Genomic DNA, 15,348 nt, shown 5'->3' with positions numbered 1-15,348 from the left:
CCTTTACGTTCTTTGCGAAGAACTTCACTATAAATCTTACCCGTTGTGACATTTGAATATTTATTTAGGTTAATGTCAATAAAGCGTTCATAGTGCCCCAGATCCAAGTCTGTCTCTGCACCGTCGTCCGTCACAAACACTTCCCCGTGTTGGTAAGGACTCATCGTTCCTGGGTCGATATTGATATATGGGTCAAACTTTTGAATGGTTACCTTAAGACCACGGTTTTTCAAGAGACGACCAAGACTTGCTGCCACAATCCCTTTACCGATCGAACTAACTACACCACCTGTAACAAAAATATATTTTGTTGCCATAAACACTCCTTATCTAAAATACAACGTCCATTGCTTTTTAAGACGTGTTTCATGAATAGCAAAACAAAAATAGCTCCCTAGAGCTAGGGAGCTTCGACTTCTTAAAAGAAGTGCCCGATATTATAATATCGCAGAATAAAACTTTTGTCAAATAAGAAAATAAGAATACATCATTAAATTTGACTATTCTTCATCTTCTCCATCTACTTCATCGTCAGAATAATCTTCGTCCTCTTCATTGAGTTCGACTTCTTCACCTAAATCATCAGGTGCAATTTCATTGATTTCAGCATCATACGCTTCAACTTCACTCTTCTCGTCGTCCGGATTGTCCTCGCCATAATTAAGGGCAGGGTCTGCTTCGTATGAGTCTTCATCTTCTGGATCATCGTCATTGTAATCAATAGCATCTTCATCTCCGTCCATAAAGGCGTTCACACGTTTTTTCTTTCGTTTCTTCGGAGTTTCTTCATCGTCTTCTTCAAGTGTGATAATTTCTTCATCCACCTCGTCAATCGCATACCATGAACGCAAGCCCCATTTGTTATCTCCAAGAGGAATGAAACTGCCGTCTACATTTAGCTCTGTATAAAAAAGTGGCAAGGCTTCACGAATATCACTATTTGATTTTGCAAGGTAATTTTGAATTTCATTGACAAGATCATTAAAGTACATTTCATGATGACGACCACGCGTTTCTAAGATAGCACGCGCTACTTCAATCATAGAAAGTTCACTTTTTTCTTGTCCAGCAAATACTTCTAATTCCAAAGTCGATCTCCTTTTAAGTCTGAGGGCTTCTGCCCTGTTGGCTCTCAAATATTTAATTTATTGAATTTTTCGCTACTTTTTATTGTACGATAAAAATCTTCTTTCGTCAAAAGAATTTTATCCTCTATTCAAGAAAATCACCATTTTTACCAAAATGACTTCCGCTTTTATATAAAAAGAAGCAAAAAGGCAATTCAGCCAATTCTCTGACTGAACTTGCCTTATGTTATCGCTCGATTATTTTACTTTTGCAGTACTTGTAATCAATTCAACGGCTTTTTTAATCACAATATCATGTTTCAACATATCTGCTGAAAGAAGTTGACGAACGCGTTCTACTTCCATATTGTAATCAGCGGCAAGAGAAGCAATTTCTGCTTCAATATCTTCATCACTTGCTTCAAATCCTTCTGCTTTCGCAACAGCTTCAATCACAAGGTTTGTCTTAGTACGTTTTTCAGCATCAGCTTCATGTTGCTTGTGAAGATCTTCTTGCGTTGTACCAGTAATTTGGAAATACATATCTGGTGAAATACCTTGACGTTGCATGTTTCCAAGGAATTCATTTACAGAGCGGTGAACTTCTTCGTGAACCATTTCTTCTGGCAACTCAACGATTTCTGCATTTTCTACTGCAAGATCAAGCGCTGCAGATTCGACTGCGTCATCAAAAGCAATTTCTTTTGATTCAGCTAATTCTTTGCGGTATTTTTCTTTTAATTCGTCAAGTGTTTCAACATCTTCATCAATGTCTTTCGCTAGTTCATCATCTAGTTCTGGAACTTCTTTTTCTTTGACTTCGTGAATCGTAGTCACAAATTTAGCATCTTTACCTGCAAGGTCTGTTGCTTGATAGTCTTCTGGGAATGTCACGTTTACTTCTACTGTTTCACCAGCAGCATGTCCAACTAATTGATCCTCAAAACCTGGAATGAATTGACCGCTTCCAAGTTCAAGTGAGAAGTTATCTCCTTTACCGCCGTCAAATTCAACGCCGTCAACTGTTCCAACAAAGTCAATCACAACTGTGTCGCCATTAGCAGCTTTGTCTTCTTTCAATACAAGCTCTGCTAAATTGTTGCGCTCACGTTCAATTCTTGCGTCTACATCTGCGTCAGATACTTCTTTAGAGACATCAACAGACACTTCTAAATTTTTATATTCACCTAATTTTACTTCAGGTTTTGTAACCACTTCAGCGGTAATAGTCCAATCTTGACCTTTTTCCATAGACGCCACATCAAATTGTGGTTGGGCAACAACTTCAATTTCTGCTTCTTTAACTGCAGCTTCATAAGCAGCTGGGAGAAGGGCGTTCAGTGTGTCTTGGTAAAGAGCTTCTTCCCCAAATTTTTGGTTAAACACCGGACGAGGAAGATGACCTTTACGGAAACCTGGCACATTCAGAGTTTTCTTAACTGAGTTAAACACGCGATCCAATTCTGGCTTGATTTGTTCTTGACTGATTGTAAATGTCAAAACTCCGCGATTTGTTTCTTTGCTTTCAAATGATACAGACATTCTGTCATTTCTCCTTAAAATTTATTGAATACAATCAATTATACCATAAATACACGTTATTTCACAATTTTTCTAATGAAAAATTTAACGATTTTTCCGTCCATTTGCTGATTTTGCTCTTTATGCTTTCCGAATTTTATCTTTTTGGTAAGCAGCTCGCGCTCCACCAATTAGCTTCGGACGACTGGCAAGCGCAGTCACATGCGCTTCTCCTAGTTCTCGTAAAATTGGTCGTACTGGAATTTGGACGTGCTTAATATGCATACCAATTGCTGTATCTCCGATATCCATCCCTGCTTGAGCCGTAATAAATTCCACTTCAACTGGATTATTCATATATTTAAATGCAGCCAATTGACCGCTTCCACCGGCATGCAGAGTCGGTAGGACGTTGACAATTTCTAGGTTTCGTTTTTGCGCCAATTCTTTCTCCACAACCAAGGCTCGATTAACATGTTCGCAGCCTTGAACAGCTAAGTAAAGACCACGCTCGGATAACAACTCCAGCATAGTTTTTACAATAACTTCTCCCACTTCTTGGCTGGAATTTTTTCCAATATGTCCTCCAATCACCTCACTGGAAGACAAGCCCAGTACAAAAATATCACCGGAAGAAAGAGCTGATTTTTCTAAAACATCTGTTAAAATGATTTGTGTTTGTTTTTTCAATTCTTGTAAATCCATGATCTCACCTCGTTTTAATTGTATTATAAATGATTTTTATTGTTTTTACAAACTGAAATTCTTAAAAGTAAAAAGGGCACAGCGCCCTTTATTCACTTTATTTTTTCAAAACATCTACTAACAGTTTATTTAAGATTGCCCCGACGACCATTCCCAAGGTATTTTGGCAAAAGTTAGGAAATATTTCTGGAAAAGCTGCTCCCCAACCGTGCATGATTGCGGAAGCAAAAGCATAGCCTCCTACCATAACAAGCGTCGCCAATACTAAACCAAGATAGCGGCTTTTCCCTTTAAAACCAGCAAAATAGCCTTGCAATCCATGGAAGAACAAGCTAAAAAACATCCACTGTGGATAACCCGAAATCAAATCAATAAGAAATCCGGCTAAACCGCCAACAATTGCTCCTTCTTTTCTGCCAAAATAAAAGGCGGTAAAGAAAATTCCTGCGTCAAGAAAAGTTAAAATTCCTGTTGGTGTTGGAATTTTTAAATAATAACCCAAAACAACTGTCAATGCAGCAATCATGGACAAAAGAACAAGTTTATATGTCTGATTTTTTTTCATATTGAACAACTCCATATTGATCTGAATGTTGGATAGCTTGATAAACAAATTTTTTTGAAATTTGAACAGCTTCAAAAGTTGATTTTCCTAGTAATAGCTGACTGGCAATGCTGGAAGCAAAGGTGCAACCCGCTCCGGTATTATTTTTGTCTAAAACAGGCGATTCCAAAATTTTAAATTGTTCTCCGTCATAGTAAACATCAATTGCTTTTTGAGTATCTAAGCGATTTCCTCCTTTGATAACAACGGATTTAGCCCCCAAAGAATAGAGATGTCTAGCCGCTTCTTTGACATCCTCCAATGTTCGCAACTCTTTTTGATCCAAGAGTTCAGCTTCTGGTAAATTAGGCGTGATAATGTTTGTATAAGGAAAAAACTTGATGAGCTCATCTCGAAGTGCTGAGACCTCGACATCATGGGTTTCCTTGCAAACTAAGACAGGGTCTAACACAACAGGAGCCTCTGCATGAGCTTTCACAAAATCTAAAGCCAAATCTGCCACTTCTACATTGGGCAGAAGCCCCAATTTAATGGCTGAGAAAGGTACATCCTTGAGAGAATTGAGCTGCTGAGCAAAGACGGTCGTGTCTACAGGAATAACCTCAAAACCTTGCTCTGTCATAGCGGTCAAGCAAGTCACCGCCACAAAACCATGCAGTTGGTTGACCGTGTAGGTTGCTAAATCAGCATGCAGTCCGCCTCCACTAAAAATATCATTCCCTGATATAGCTAAAATAAAGTTATTCTTCATATCGTATCTCCTTTAGATAAAGTCCGTTTGGTGCTGCTGTTGGTCCAGCCAAATGACGATTTTTCTCTGTTAAAATTCTATCAATCTGCTCAACTGGCATTCGACCGTTGCCGATCTTCAGCAACGTTCCGACCATATTGCGAATTTGCTTATATAAAAATCCATTGCCAGAAAAAGTAAAAATCAGAAAATTACGTTTCTCATCAAAGTCTAAGCGTGCTTCTGTAATCGTCCGAACTTTATTTTCCACACTAGTCCCTGAAGCTGTGAAACCCGTAAAATCGTGAGTTCCTTCGAGCTTTGCAATAGCATTTTTTATTAAAGAAATGTCCAAAGGATAAGGAAAATGCGTTGCATAATGGCGCATCATAGGATTTTTAGGGCGTCCAACATCTACTATAAATTCATAGATCTTACTATGTTTCCAATATCTAGAATGAAAATCCTCATTTACTTCTTCTACGCTGATAAAATCAATGTCTTCCGGTGTTTGCGTATCGAGTGCAAAACGCAGCTTTTCTTCGTCTCTTTTTTGCGGCAAATCAAAATGAATAACCTGCCCAAGCGCATGAACACCGCTGTCTGTGCGTCCAGCTCCATGAACGATGACAGGCTTTCCTCTATTGATTTTAGTTAAAGTCTTTTCAATCTCTTCTTGGACGCTGCGAGCATGAGGTTGCCGCTGAAAACCAGCAAAATCATGACCGTCATAAGAAATAATCGCTTTATATCGTGTCATGTGTTTATTGTAACAAGAAAAAAAGCCCCTCGCAAGACTGTAAAAACAAAACTGTCTGGGTACAGATTGGACTTGACAAGACTGACAAAAGACTATACACTTAATTAGCTAAAGAGGAGCTAAATGGCAGAAGATATTAGTTACACAAACGGGCATCAACGCTTTCGCTATCGAGCAGCCGCTATCATTATTGAAGAGGGAGCTATTTGCTTCATGAGCAGTCCTTCCGAAGACTATCATTACTCCGTTGGTGGAGCTGTTCAATTTGGCGAAACAACCGAAGAAGCTGTTCTTCGAGAGGTTTTATAGAAGAAACTGGACAGCAATATGAAATTGACCGCTTGGTCTGCTTTCACGAAAATTTCTTTTCAAATTCAAACGGTGTCTTCAGAGGGTTAGATTGCCATGAAATTTGCCTATACTATCTTATGAAACCAAAAGGAAAACAATTCCAAAGTCAAATAGAGGACGAAACAGTTCACTGGATTCCTATTCAAGAATTAGAAAACCACAGGGTATTTCCAACCTTCATTCCATAAATTTTAAAAGGATTAGATATGGGAATACAGCATATCATTACAAAAAATGGAGAACAGAAAAACTGATCCCCATTTATTTTATTCTCCTTCAAAGGCATCTTTCATTTTATCAAAGAAGCCTTTCTTTTTAGGAGTAACGGTTATATTTCCAGCAGCAGCGAACTCTTTCAACGCTGCTTTTTGTTTGTCATTAAGTCCTGTCGGTGTTACAACATTGACTGTGACATACTGGTCTCCCATACTGCCGCCACGAAGGCTCGGTGCTCCCTTTCCACGCAGGCGGAAGCGTTTGCCAGTTTGTGTTCCTTCTGGAATGGTTAATTCCACATCACCGTGAACGGTTGGTATTTCCACGCTGTCACCTAAAGCTGCTTGAACGAAATTGAGATTGAGCTTATAATAAATGGTTGATCCATCCCGTTCAAACTTGTCACTTGATTCCACCTGAACGACGACATATAGATCTCCGTACGGTCCACCGTTGAAACCGGCCTCCCCTTGACCAGACAAGCGAACTTGTTGACCAGTTTCAACACCTGCAGGGATTTTTACATGAACGCTATGAGCTTGTTTTTCATGCCCTGTTCCATGACAGGTTTGACAAGGATCTTTGATTTCTTGTCCGCGCCCATGGCAGACATCACAAGTGACTTGACGGCGCATCATGCCAAGTGGAGTTTGTGTGTCCACATTGATGACACCAGATCCGTGACAACGGCTACAAGTTATTGGACTAGTTCCTGGTTTCGCACCCGAACCGTGACAAGTATGGCAAGTCGCCTCACGATTGTATTTAATTTCTTTATCTGTACCAAAAATCGCTTCTTCAAACTTAAGGTTGACCCGATATTGCAGATCATCCCCTTGACGAGGTGCGTTGGGATTGCGACTTGCACCACCTCCACCAAAGAAGCTAGAGAAAATATCTTCAAAGCCACCAAAGCTAGAACCGTCAAAGCCACCAAAACCGCCAGCTCCACCGCCGAAGCCTCCATTAGCACCCGCAGCACCATATTGGTCATAGGCTGCCCGTTTTTGCTCATCACTCAAGGTTTCATAAGCCTCTTGGACTTCTTTGTATTTCTCTTCAGCACCCGGTTCTTTATTGATATCTGGATGATATTTTTTTGATAATTTCCGATAGGCTTTCTTAATCTCATCCTGAGATGCGTTTTTTGAAACGCCTAAACGGTCGTAAAATTCTGTATTGTTCATAATATAAGATACAAAGGGCGTTAAGCGGGCACAGCCAAAATAGGAGTTTTGACGAAGAATCCAGAGTTTCTAGGAAAAACTATCTTTTTGGCACAGTCCGTAGCCCGTGTTCAGTTACGAACACTTTCCTTTCGTTTTAATTTAACAGAACGAACTTTTTTAGGGCAGGTTCAATTCTAAGATTCCATTATCCAAAAACAGAGGTTGGTTTATCAACCCCTGAATTTATCTGTTACAAATCGGCTACAAGTAAGATTGAGCAAGCATTAAATTATAATCCGCAATCGTTCTTGCCAAGATGTGACAAAGGAGGTTTTAGGATTTTCCTGAGGTACTCCTATCTCATCGTTACAACGGGAGAAGACAAAGACGATTTTTTCTTTGTTTTCGAGCTACTAAGCCGCCTAGCTCGACCGCCTTATAGTGGCAAGCGTTAGCAGATGAGCTACTTAGAGTAGCCATTTTGCTTCGGCGTCTTATTTCTCAGTAAACTCACCGTCTACGACATCATCACCTTTGTTGTCGCCTGTATTTGTTTGGCTTGCACCTTCTGCTCCTGCTTGAGCTTGTTGGGCTGCAGCTGCTTGTTCGTAAAGTTTCACAGCGAGAGCTTGCGCTTTTTCATTGAGTGTTTCAAGTTTTGATTTCATGTCATCCAAGTTGTTGTTGTCTTGGGCTTTTTTCAATTCATCAAGAGCAACTTGAGCAGCGTCACGTTCTGCATCAAAGCCTTTGCCTTCTGTTTCTTTGATAGTCTTTTCAGTCGCAAAGATAGCTTGATCTACTTCGTTGCGAAGATCTACTTCTTCTTTACGTTTTTTATCTGCTTCGGCGTTTGCTTCTGCATCTTTCATCATGCGGTCAATTTCTTCATCTGTCAAACCTGAGTTCGATTGGATAACGATATGTTGTTCTTTTTGCGTACCAAGGTCTTTAGCCTTAACAGACACGATACCGTTTTTGTCAATATCAAATGTTACTTCAATTTGAGGGATACCACGAGGTGCAGCAGGAATGTCTGTCAATTGGAAACGTCCAAGTGTCTTGTTATCTGCTGCCATTGGGCGTTCACCTTGAAGAACATGGATATCCACAGCTGGTTGGTTATCTGCAGCTGTTGAGAAGACTTGTGATTTAGAAGTTGGGATAGTTGTGTTGCGGTCAATAAGTTTTGTAAATACACCACCCATAGTTTCGATACCAAGTGACAACGGTGTTACGTCCAAAAGGACAACGTCTTTAACATCACCAGTAATCACACCACCTTGGATAGCAGCACCCATAGCAACCACTTCGTCAGGGTTTACAGATTTGTTTGGTTCTTTACCAGTTTCAGCTTTTACTGCTTCCACAACGGCTGGGATACGTGTTGAACCACCAACAAGAATAACTTCATCAATTTCTGACAAGCTAAGACCAGCGTCAGACAATGCACGACGAACAGGTTCTTTTGTGCGATCCACAAGCTCACGAGTCAAGTCATCAAATTTCGCACGTGTCAAGGTCATTTCTAAGTGGAGAGGTCCAGCTTCTCCCGCAGTGATGAATGGCAAGCTGATTTGAGTAGAAGTTACACCAGAAAGGTCTTTCTTAGCTTTTTCAGCCGCATCTTTCAAACGTTGAAGAGCCATCTTGTCAGTTGACAAGTCAATACCATTTTCTTTCTTGAACTCAGCTACCATATGGTCAATAAGCTTTTGGTCAAAGTCGTCACCACCGAGTTTGTTGTCCCCTGCAGTTGCTAATACATCAAATACACCGTCGCCTAATTCAAGGATTGACACGTCAAATGTACCACCACCAAGGTCAAATACAAGGATTTTTTCTTCTTTATCTGTCTTGTCCAAACCATAAGCAAGGGCTGCTGCTGTTGGTTCGTTGACAATCCGTTCTACTTCAAGACCAGCAATTTTACCAGCATCTTTAGTTGCTTGACGTTGCGCATCGTTGAAGTAAGCAGGAACTGTGATAACTGCCTTAGTTACTTTTTCACCAAGGTAATCTTCAGCATAGCCTTTCAAATATTGAAGAATCATAGCTGAGATTTCTTGTGGAGTATACTCTTTTCCATTTGCTGAAACTTTTTCAGAAGTTCCCATTTTTGATTTAATGGAGATAATCGTATCAGGATTTGTCACTGCTTGACGTTTTGCTGCGTCACCAACGATGATTTCACCGTTTTTGAAAGACACAACTGACGGTGTTGTACGGTTACCTTCTGGATTTGCGATAATTTTGCTTTCAGTTCCTTCAAGAACTGCAACTGCTGAATTTGTTGTACCTAAGTCAATACCAATAATTTTGCTCATTATTTTTTCCCCTTTATTTAGAATTTCTTTTTTGATACTCTTCTTAAGTGGCGGCGCCATCAGAGCTTGACTATGTCAATCTCTTTATTAAAGTTTGCGCAGAGAGCACCACGGTTAAGAGTGTCGCCAATTGTTCACTTCGCTCACGGTTTAGTAGAGCGAAAATATATTTTCTTTCTTCATAGTTTACCGTCGTTTCGGACGAGATCTTTTTATTCTGCTACCACTACCATAGCTGGTCTTAGGAGACGTTCATGGAGTTTATAGCCCTTTTGGAAGACTTGTGCGATGCTTCCAGCTGGGTAATCATCATCTGCCGGCACCGTCTGAATAGCCATATGGAAGTTGTGATCAAACTCACCGTCTGTTGGAACTTCTTCAATTCCTTCATCTTTAAGGGCGGCAATCAAACTTTCCTGTACCATTTCTAGCCCTTTTCGGACATCATCAGTCAGACCTTCAACTGCCAAGGCGCGTTCTAAGTTGTCCAACGAAGGAAGAATTGCTTTTCCTAAGTCTTGGCTACGATATTTCTGCAATTGTTGACGTTCTTCATTTGCTCGGCGCTGAATATTTTGCATTTCAGCAGCTGCACGAAGATATTTGTTTTCAAATTCGTCTGCGCGCTCATTCGCCAAGTCCAATTCGGACTTTTCAGGAGCTACCTCTGTTGTTTCTTCTACCGAAACGTCCTCTTTTTTTGCTTCTTCTTGCTGTTTTTCTGCTGCCACTAGGCACCTCCTTATGGTATTTTAAGTATTTTTCTATCTATAGCTATCAGCTCTGTCGCCTTAATGCACTTCATAATGATTGCTACTCAGATATCTATAAAAATCTGTGAGCTTCATCGTTAAAACGCGATTGACAACATTGAGTTGACTGACAACTCGCTGATAATCTAAATTGACTGGCCCAACGACCGCTAGCATGCCAAATCCCCGGTAAGGAATGAGAAATTTGCTAGAGATGAGCGTCAAATTCGCCAGACTGCTTTCTCTGCTGTCTGCCACGCGCACCGTCTGCATTTGATCTTCAGCTAAACTATCTCGAATTTCAAAAGCCACTTTTTGCGGTTGATCAAAGAATTGATAACTCTTTAGATCTGAAAAATTCAGCAACTTCACCTTACCAGATACGATGACATTTTCTTTGAAAATATCACTAAAAATATGCTCAAAAAGATCCATAACATTATCAGTCGTTGTAAAATAACGCTGAATAATCTGCGGAATCTCTGTCCGAATCTTATAGTGAATATCAAGAACTGTTTGTCCTAAGAAACGTTCCTGAATCAATTCTTTCAGCTGAATCAAATCACCTCGCAAGAAATTACGGGGAATCATGAACTGGCTGGTAATCGTATTGGATTCATCCAAGGTGAAGACCGCCAAAGCTGTATGCTGGCTGAGAATCACAATGTCAAAAGCAGTCAAGCGCTGTTGACTTGGTTCTACATCAAGTGCTACCACCGTACATCCACTTAGCGTTGAAAGAACGTCTGCTGCCTGTTGAAGAACATCCTCTAATTTGAAGAATTCACGGTCAAATACCTTGATTACTTCGTAGAGTTCGTTTTCAGCAAGACGATCAAAGGAAAGGGAATGTTTGACAAAGTATTGAAAACCCGCCACACTTGGCTTGCGTCCACTTGATGTGTGCGCTTTTTCCAAAAGCCCCTGCTTTTCAAGAACAGCCATATCATTACGAATCGTCGCGCTGCTAGACTGGATTGATTCTTGTAGGGATTTGGAGCCGACTGGCTCATGGGTCTTTGTAAAGATGTCAATGATCAAGTTTAAAATCTCATTCTGACGTTCCGTTACCATGACATCACCCCTTTCAGCTTTGAACTGGAATATGAGATTTTTTGTTTAGCACTATACATACCCGAGTGCTAACTTATGATTCTATTATACACGGTTCATTTTTAAAGTCAAGACAAAAACTCAAAAAATTAGCACTCTTTTTACAAGAGTGCTAAAAATCAGTCTGAAGACCTACAAAATATCTTATAGAAGATGTTATAAATCTTAAGCTTTCCTCAATGTTAAATAAAACCGTAGCAAATTCACACGAATTGCACTACTAAAAACTAATCTTGCTCACCGTCATCCAAATATTTTTTGCCAACTTCACGATAAGACATATCTCCAATGCAATCAACTGTAAATTGACCATTCTCGTATTCAATGACGGTCACACTACCATTGTCTAAACCATGCGGTCTTGTTTGGTCAATGAGGTACACAAATGTTCCAATGGTCATACCGTGGCTAACAATCAGTGCATTGCCACCACCAGCAGCTTCGATTTCCTTGGCAATATCTGAAAATCCTTCCCAAATACGGCTGCTCAATTTTTCCCAACTCTCAGCCCAACCAGCTGTATCAACTTCTACCAGGCCTTCAGCCAGCTCAGGGTAACTCAATTGATGAACATGCTCTACATTGAAAACACGGGGCATCACTCCCATAAACAGCTCACCGTCGTAAGCTCCATCGAAACTACCAAAACACCATTCGCGAAGTCGTTTGTCTGTGCGATAAGGAATGCGTCCGGTTAATCCGAGTTCCTCTAGCATAATTCCCATGGTTTGAATCGTCCGCCCGCTATCGCTAGAAAAAGCTTTTGCAAATTGCAGCCCCGACTCGCGAAGTCCAATTCCTAGCTCACGAATTCCACGTTCTCCCACAGCGGTCAAAGGCGTATCAGACCACCCTTGTGCCCGACCGATGGTATTAAACATGGTTTTCCCATGGCGAACAATGTATAATCTTGTTTTTGCCATATTTTACCTCCGTTTTTCTTACTATATTATATCATTTTTTGCAGAAAGTCGTTTGAGAGATGAAAGAAAAATCGGGAGTAAGACAAAAGTCACCATTTGTAAAAAATAACTTTTCTCACATTCCCGTTTTTATGATTAGTTTTGTTTTTCCAATATCTTAGCACCCACTTGGCGATAAGCCATGTCTCCTAACGCTTCAATGGTGAATTTCCCATTTTCATATTCCACAACCGTTACACTGCCATTTTGCACACCAGGATTTAAAATGATAGACGGATCAATCAAACAAGCAAAGGCACCGATTGTCATACTGTGGCTGACGACAAGAGCATTGCCCCCACCAGAAGCCTCTACATCTTTTGCAATGGCTGTAAAACCTTCTAAAATACGTCCACTCAGCTTTTCCCAAGGCTCTGCCCAGCCAGCTGTATCCACTTCGACTAGACCGTCTGCCAATTCCTGCAAGGTTAGTTTCTTATAGTCTTCTACATCCAGCACTCGTGGAATCACGCCATGAAACAGATCGCCACCATAAGCACCGTCAAAACTGCCAAAACACCATTCACGAATCCGTTTGTCAAAGGTATAAGGAATTTTGCCTGTTAAACCGAGCTCTTCAAGGACAATCCCCATGGTCTGAATCGTCCGCCCAGAATCGCTAGAAAAAGCCCTTGTAAATGCAAGCCCCGATTCTCGTAGACCGATTCCTAATTCATGGATGCCGCGTTCTCCTTCAGCCGTAAGCGGCGTATCACTCCAACCTTGCGCCCGACCAATCGTATTAAACATCGTTTTCCCATGACGAATAATGTATAATTTTGTTTTTGCCATTTTAATCTCCTTCTCAAAAGAAGAAGCTGGAACAAAAGTGCTCAGCTTCCTTTGCTTATATAGTTAGAATTATAAGACGCAGTGGTTGAGTGGACTCTAATACGTTGATAAATCAACTTTTACAGCCCTACTCAACCGTACGGAGATGGGACGATGAAATCAAGTTTCTACGAAACTACTGATTTCTTTCCCACTCTCATTTTAATTTTTAAAACTATGAATCGGTGCTGGAATTTGTCCACCACGCGCGATAAAATCAGCTGATGAAGCTTTATTGACTCTCATCACTGGCGCAGTCCCTAAAAGACCTCCAAACTCAATCATGTCGCCTTCTTTTCCTTTAGGAATAATCCGTACCGCTGTTGTTTTCTGATTGATAACCCCAATAGCGGCTTCGTCCGCAATCATAGCTGCAATCGTTTCAGAAGGCGTGTCTGATGGAATGGCAATCATATCCAATCCAACCGAGCAAATCGCGGTCATGGCTTCTAATTTTTCTAAATTGAGAGATCCGTTTTGAACCGCTGCAATCATACCTTCGTCTTCTGAAACTGGAATGAAAGCACCAGATAAACCGCCAACTTGATTACAAGCCATAACACCGCCTTTTTTCACTTGGTCATTGAGTAGAGCCAAGGCTGCCGTTGTGCCATGTGTACCGACCGTTTCCAAGCCCATTTCTTCCAGAACACGGGCAACAGAGTCGCCGACAGCAGGTGTTGGCGCCAAGCTTAAATCAACAATCCCGAATTTAACACCTAGCCGCTCACTAGCCATCTGTCCGACAAGCTGACCGATCCGAGTGATTTTAAAGGCTGTTTTCTTGACTGTTTCCGCCACTACATCAAAACTTTCGCCACGAACTTTTTCAAGGGCACGTTTGACGACACCAGGACCAGAAACGCCTACATTGATGACGACATCAGCTTCGCCAACGCCATGAAAAGCACCTGCCATAAAAGGATTATCCTCGACCGCATTGGCAAAAACAACTAATTTCGCTGCCCCCATGTCAGAAAGTTCTGCAGTTTCCTTGATGACACGTCCCATATCTGCAACTGCTGTCATATTGATTCCTGACTTGGTGGATCCAATATTAACAGATGAGCAAACCTTATCAGTCTCCGCTAAAGCTCGCGGAATGGAGCGGATGAGGATTTCGTCCCCTTTTTGATAGCCCTTTTGCACCAGTGCAGAAAAACCACCGATAAAATCAACACCGATTTCTTTTGCTGCTCGATCCAGCGCTTTTGCTAGAAGCACATAGTTATCACTATCTGTCGCAGCACCAATCAAGGAAATCGGGGTCACCGATACACGTTTGTTCACGATGGGAATACCCAGCTCCGCAGCTATTTCATCACCAACTGCTACCAAATTTTTAGCTTTCCTTGTGATCTTTTGATAAATTTTTTCTGCTGCTCGCTCAATATCCGTATCAATACAGTCGAGAAGTGAAATCCCCATAGTAATCGTCCGAATATCAAAATTTTGCTCCTCAATCATGGAAATGGTTTTAGTAACTTGCTTTATATCCATTTTTCACCTCTATTAGATATTGTACATAGCGTCAAAAATCGCTGCACTTTGAATGTTAATTTTAACATTGAGTGTATTGCCAAAGGCTTCAAATTCATTGCGCAATTCTGTAAAATCTTTCTTTTCTTCACTAGAAACAACCGCCATGATAGTGATAAATTCATCTAAAACAGTTTGTGAAATATCATCAATATTCAAACCAAGTTCTGCAATTTTGCTAGACACTCCTGCCACAATCCCCGTTCTATCCTTGCCAACAACCGTAATAATTGCTTTCATTTTTTACTCCAATCAACATGCTTTTCCCTATTGTAGCATAAGTAAAGGAAATTTGCATAAACCGAAAGAGAAAAATACGACTTTTATCCCTTAAGCTCTGCCTAATCGTTATCAATTGATTGTTGATTCTTTCCAATGAACACTACAATCCAGCACTTGTTGTTTTTCTTCTTGATGATGCCCCCTCAATCTGGTCAATCAAAATCTTGGTCGCCTGCTGGCCTTCTTCAAAAGCTGGTTGACCTTGTCGTGATACTCGGCGAAGATAAGCTCGTCATCTCGTTCAACGGACTGAACGAAAACTCGTTCGCTTCATCCGAGGGTCGGACGGGCTGCCTGAAAACTGGTTCGCTTCATCCGAGGCTCAGACAGTCTGCCTGAAAACTGGTTTGCTCTGACCTTAAACATTTTGCCAAGTATCTTTTTGATTTATTGATGCTTTTTCTTTTGACATCATCCCCATTTTGAGCAAGAAAAACAGTAAACCATTTTTTTGATTT

The 15,348-nt window shown here is 40.8% G+C and carries 14 protein-coding genes and 3 pseudogenes; 1 reads left to right on the top strand and 16 read right to left on the bottom strand.

The features are described from left to right. The 7 genes and pseudogenes from HMPREF2887_RS10445 to truA form a co-directional block, all read right to left on the bottom strand. Positions 1-317 (bottom strand): annotated as a pseudogene (locus HMPREF2887_RS10445) (CTP synthase); the annotation flags it as partial. Between the two features lie 183 nt (positions 318-500). Further along, on the bottom strand, positions 501-1,088 hold the full coding sequence (rpoE, locus tag HMPREF2887_RS03395) for a DNA-directed RNA polymerase subunit delta (RefSeq protein WP_003026189.1): 588 nt from the start codon (positions 1,086-1,088) through the stop codon (positions 501-503). Between the two features lie 237 nt (positions 1,089-1,325). Beyond that, a complete protein-coding gene (gene tig / locus HMPREF2887_RS03390) occupies positions 1,326-2,609 on the bottom strand; it encodes a trigger factor (RefSeq protein ID WP_003026190.1) in 1,284 nt (427 codons plus the stop codon). A 120-nt stretch (positions 2,610-2,729) separates the two neighbouring features. After that, complete coding sequence (locus HMPREF2887_RS03385; RefSeq protein ID WP_021002033.1) at positions 2,730-3,293, bottom strand: TIGR01440 family protein; 564 nt, start codon at positions 3,291-3,293, stop codon at positions 2,730-2,732. 97 nt (positions 3,294-3,390) lie between these two features. Next, positions 3,391-3,858 (bottom strand): ECF transporter S component, encoded by a 468-nt coding sequence (locus tag HMPREF2887_RS03380; protein ID WP_021002034.1) that lies wholly within the window; start codon positions 3,856-3,858, stop codon positions 3,391-3,393. Then, complete coding sequence (locus tag HMPREF2887_RS03375; protein WP_021002035.1) at positions 3,836-4,609, bottom strand: bifunctional hydroxymethylpyrimidine kinase/phosphomethylpyrimidine kinase; 774 nt, start codon at positions 4,607-4,609, stop codon at positions 3,836-3,838. Before HMPREF2887_RS03375 ends, HMPREF2887_RS03380 begins: the two co-directional genes overlap by 23 nt. Further along, positions 4,599-5,348 (bottom strand): tRNA pseudouridine(38-40) synthase TruA, encoded by a 750-nt coding sequence (truA, locus tag HMPREF2887_RS03370; RefSeq protein WP_003026196.1) that lies wholly within the window; start codon positions 5,346-5,348, stop codon positions 4,599-4,601. Before truA ends, HMPREF2887_RS03375 begins: the two co-directional genes overlap by 11 nt. A 123-nt stretch (positions 5,349-5,471) precedes the next feature. Between truA and HMPREF2887_RS03365 the strand changes: the two are divergent. Continuing rightward, positions 5,472-5,887 (top strand): annotated as a pseudogene (locus tag HMPREF2887_RS03365) (NUDIX hydrolase). 78 nt (positions 5,888-5,965) lie between these two features. Here the strand turns inward: HMPREF2887_RS03365 and dnaJ are convergent. The 9 genes and pseudogenes from dnaJ to HMPREF2887_RS03320 all read right to left on the bottom strand — a co-directional run. After that, positions 5,966-7,102, bottom strand: coding sequence for a molecular chaperone DnaJ (dnaJ, locus tag HMPREF2887_RS03360; protein WP_021002036.1), 1,137 nt, complete (start codon positions 7,100-7,102; stop codon positions 5,966-5,968). Positions 7,103-7,578: 476 nt separating this feature from the next. Next, positions 7,579-9,411 carry a molecular chaperone DnaK gene (gene dnaK, locus HMPREF2887_RS03355; protein WP_057489856.1) on the bottom strand — a complete coding sequence of 611 codons (1,833 nt, stop codon included), beginning with the start codon at positions 9,409-9,411 and terminating at the stop codon, positions 7,579-7,581. Between the two features lie 212 nt (positions 9,412-9,623). Further along, positions 9,624-10,142 (bottom strand): nucleotide exchange factor GrpE, encoded by a 519-nt coding sequence (gene grpE / locus HMPREF2887_RS03350; RefSeq protein ID WP_021002038.1) that lies wholly within the window; start codon positions 10,140-10,142, stop codon positions 9,624-9,626. A 60-nt stretch (positions 10,143-10,202) separates the two neighbouring features. Beyond that, the gene (gene hrcA, locus HMPREF2887_RS03345) at positions 10,203-11,237 is read right to left on the bottom strand and encodes a heat-inducible transcriptional repressor HrcA (protein ID WP_021002039.1); all 1,035 of its coding nucleotides are present in this window, start codon (positions 11,235-11,237) and stop codon (positions 10,203-10,205) included. 266 nt (positions 11,238-11,503) lie between these two features. Then, positions 11,504-12,199: a histidine phosphatase family protein gene (locus HMPREF2887_RS03340; protein WP_003026208.1), complete on the bottom strand. Its 696-nt coding sequence runs from the start codon at positions 12,197-12,199 to the stop codon at positions 11,504-11,506. A gap of 135 nt (positions 12,200-12,334) precedes the next feature. Then, positions 12,335-13,030, bottom strand: a complete 696-nt coding sequence (locus HMPREF2887_RS03335; protein WP_021002040.1) for a histidine phosphatase family protein — start codon at positions 13,028-13,030, stop codon at positions 12,335-12,337. Positions 13,031-13,231: 201 nt separating this feature from the next. Next, positions 13,232-14,569 (bottom strand): PFL family protein, encoded by a 1,338-nt coding sequence (locus HMPREF2887_RS03330; protein ID WP_084740524.1) that lies wholly within the window; start codon positions 14,567-14,569, stop codon positions 13,232-13,234. 12 nt (positions 14,570-14,581) lie between these two features. Further along, positions 14,582-14,848, bottom strand: coding sequence for an ACT domain-containing protein (locus HMPREF2887_RS03325; RefSeq protein WP_084740521.1), 267 nt, complete (start codon positions 14,846-14,848; stop codon positions 14,582-14,584). A 111-nt stretch (positions 14,849-14,959) separates the two neighbouring features. Continuing rightward, positions 14,960-15,129 (bottom strand): annotated as a pseudogene (locus tag HMPREF2887_RS03320) (substrate-binding domain-containing protein); the annotation flags it as partial. Between the last annotated feature and the right edge of the window lie 219 nt (positions 15,130-15,348).

Source organism: Streptococcus sp. HMSC071H03 (assembly GCF_001813035.1).
Classification (GTDB): domain Bacteria; phylum Bacillota; class Bacilli; order Lactobacillales; family Streptococcaceae; genus Streptococcus; species Streptococcus anginosus.
The sequence above is the reverse complement of the archived record's forward strand: the minus strand, read 5'-3'. Positions and strand labels throughout refer to the sequence as shown.

What these genes read in the sequence shown, in the direction of transcription:
- hrcA (WP_021002039.1), bottom strand. Translation starts at nt 11,237, where the DNA reads ATGGTAACGGAACGTCAGAATGAGATTTTAAACTTGATCATTGACATC.
- HMPREF2887_RS03375 (WP_021002035.1), bottom strand. Translation starts at nt 4,609, where the DNA reads ATGAAGAATAACTTTATTTTAGCTATATCAGGGAATGATATTTTTAGT.
- HMPREF2887_RS03380 (WP_021002034.1), bottom strand. Translation starts at nt 3,858, where the DNA reads ATGAAAAAAAATCAGACATATAAACTTGTTCTTTTGTCCATGATTGCT.
- dnaK (WP_057489856.1), bottom strand. Translation starts at nt 9,411, where the DNA reads ATGAGCAAAATTATTGGTATTGACTTAGGTACAACAAATTCAGCAGTT.
- tig (WP_003026190.1), bottom strand. Translation starts at nt 2,609, where the DNA reads ATGTCTGTATCATTTGAAAGCAAAGAAACAAATCGCGGAGTTTTGACA.
- dnaJ (WP_021002036.1), bottom strand. Translation starts at nt 7,102, where the DNA reads ATGAACAATACAGAATTTTACGACCGTTTAGGCGTTTCAAAAAACGCA.
- HMPREF2887_RS03385 (WP_021002033.1), bottom strand. Translation starts at nt 3,293, where the DNA reads ATGGATTTACAAGAATTGAAAAAACAAACACAAATCATTTTAACAGAT.
- truA (WP_003026196.1), bottom strand. Translation starts at nt 5,348, where the DNA reads ATGACACGATATAAAGCGATTATTTCTTATGACGGTCATGATTTTGCT.
- HMPREF2887_RS03330 (WP_084740524.1), bottom strand. Translation starts at nt 14,569, where the DNA reads ATGGATATAAAGCAAGTTACTAAAACCATTTCCATGATTGAGGAGCAA.
- HMPREF2887_RS03340 (WP_003026208.1), bottom strand. Translation starts at nt 12,199, where the DNA reads ATGGCAAAAACAAGATTATACATTGTTCGCCATGGGAAAACCATGTTT.
- HMPREF2887_RS03325 (WP_084740521.1), bottom strand. Translation starts at nt 14,848, where the DNA reads ATGAAAGCAATTATTACGGTTGTTGGCAAGGATAGAACGGGGATTGTG.
- HMPREF2887_RS03335 (WP_021002040.1), bottom strand. Translation starts at nt 13,030, where the DNA reads ATGGCAAAAACAAAATTATACATTATTCGTCATGGGAAAACGATGTTT.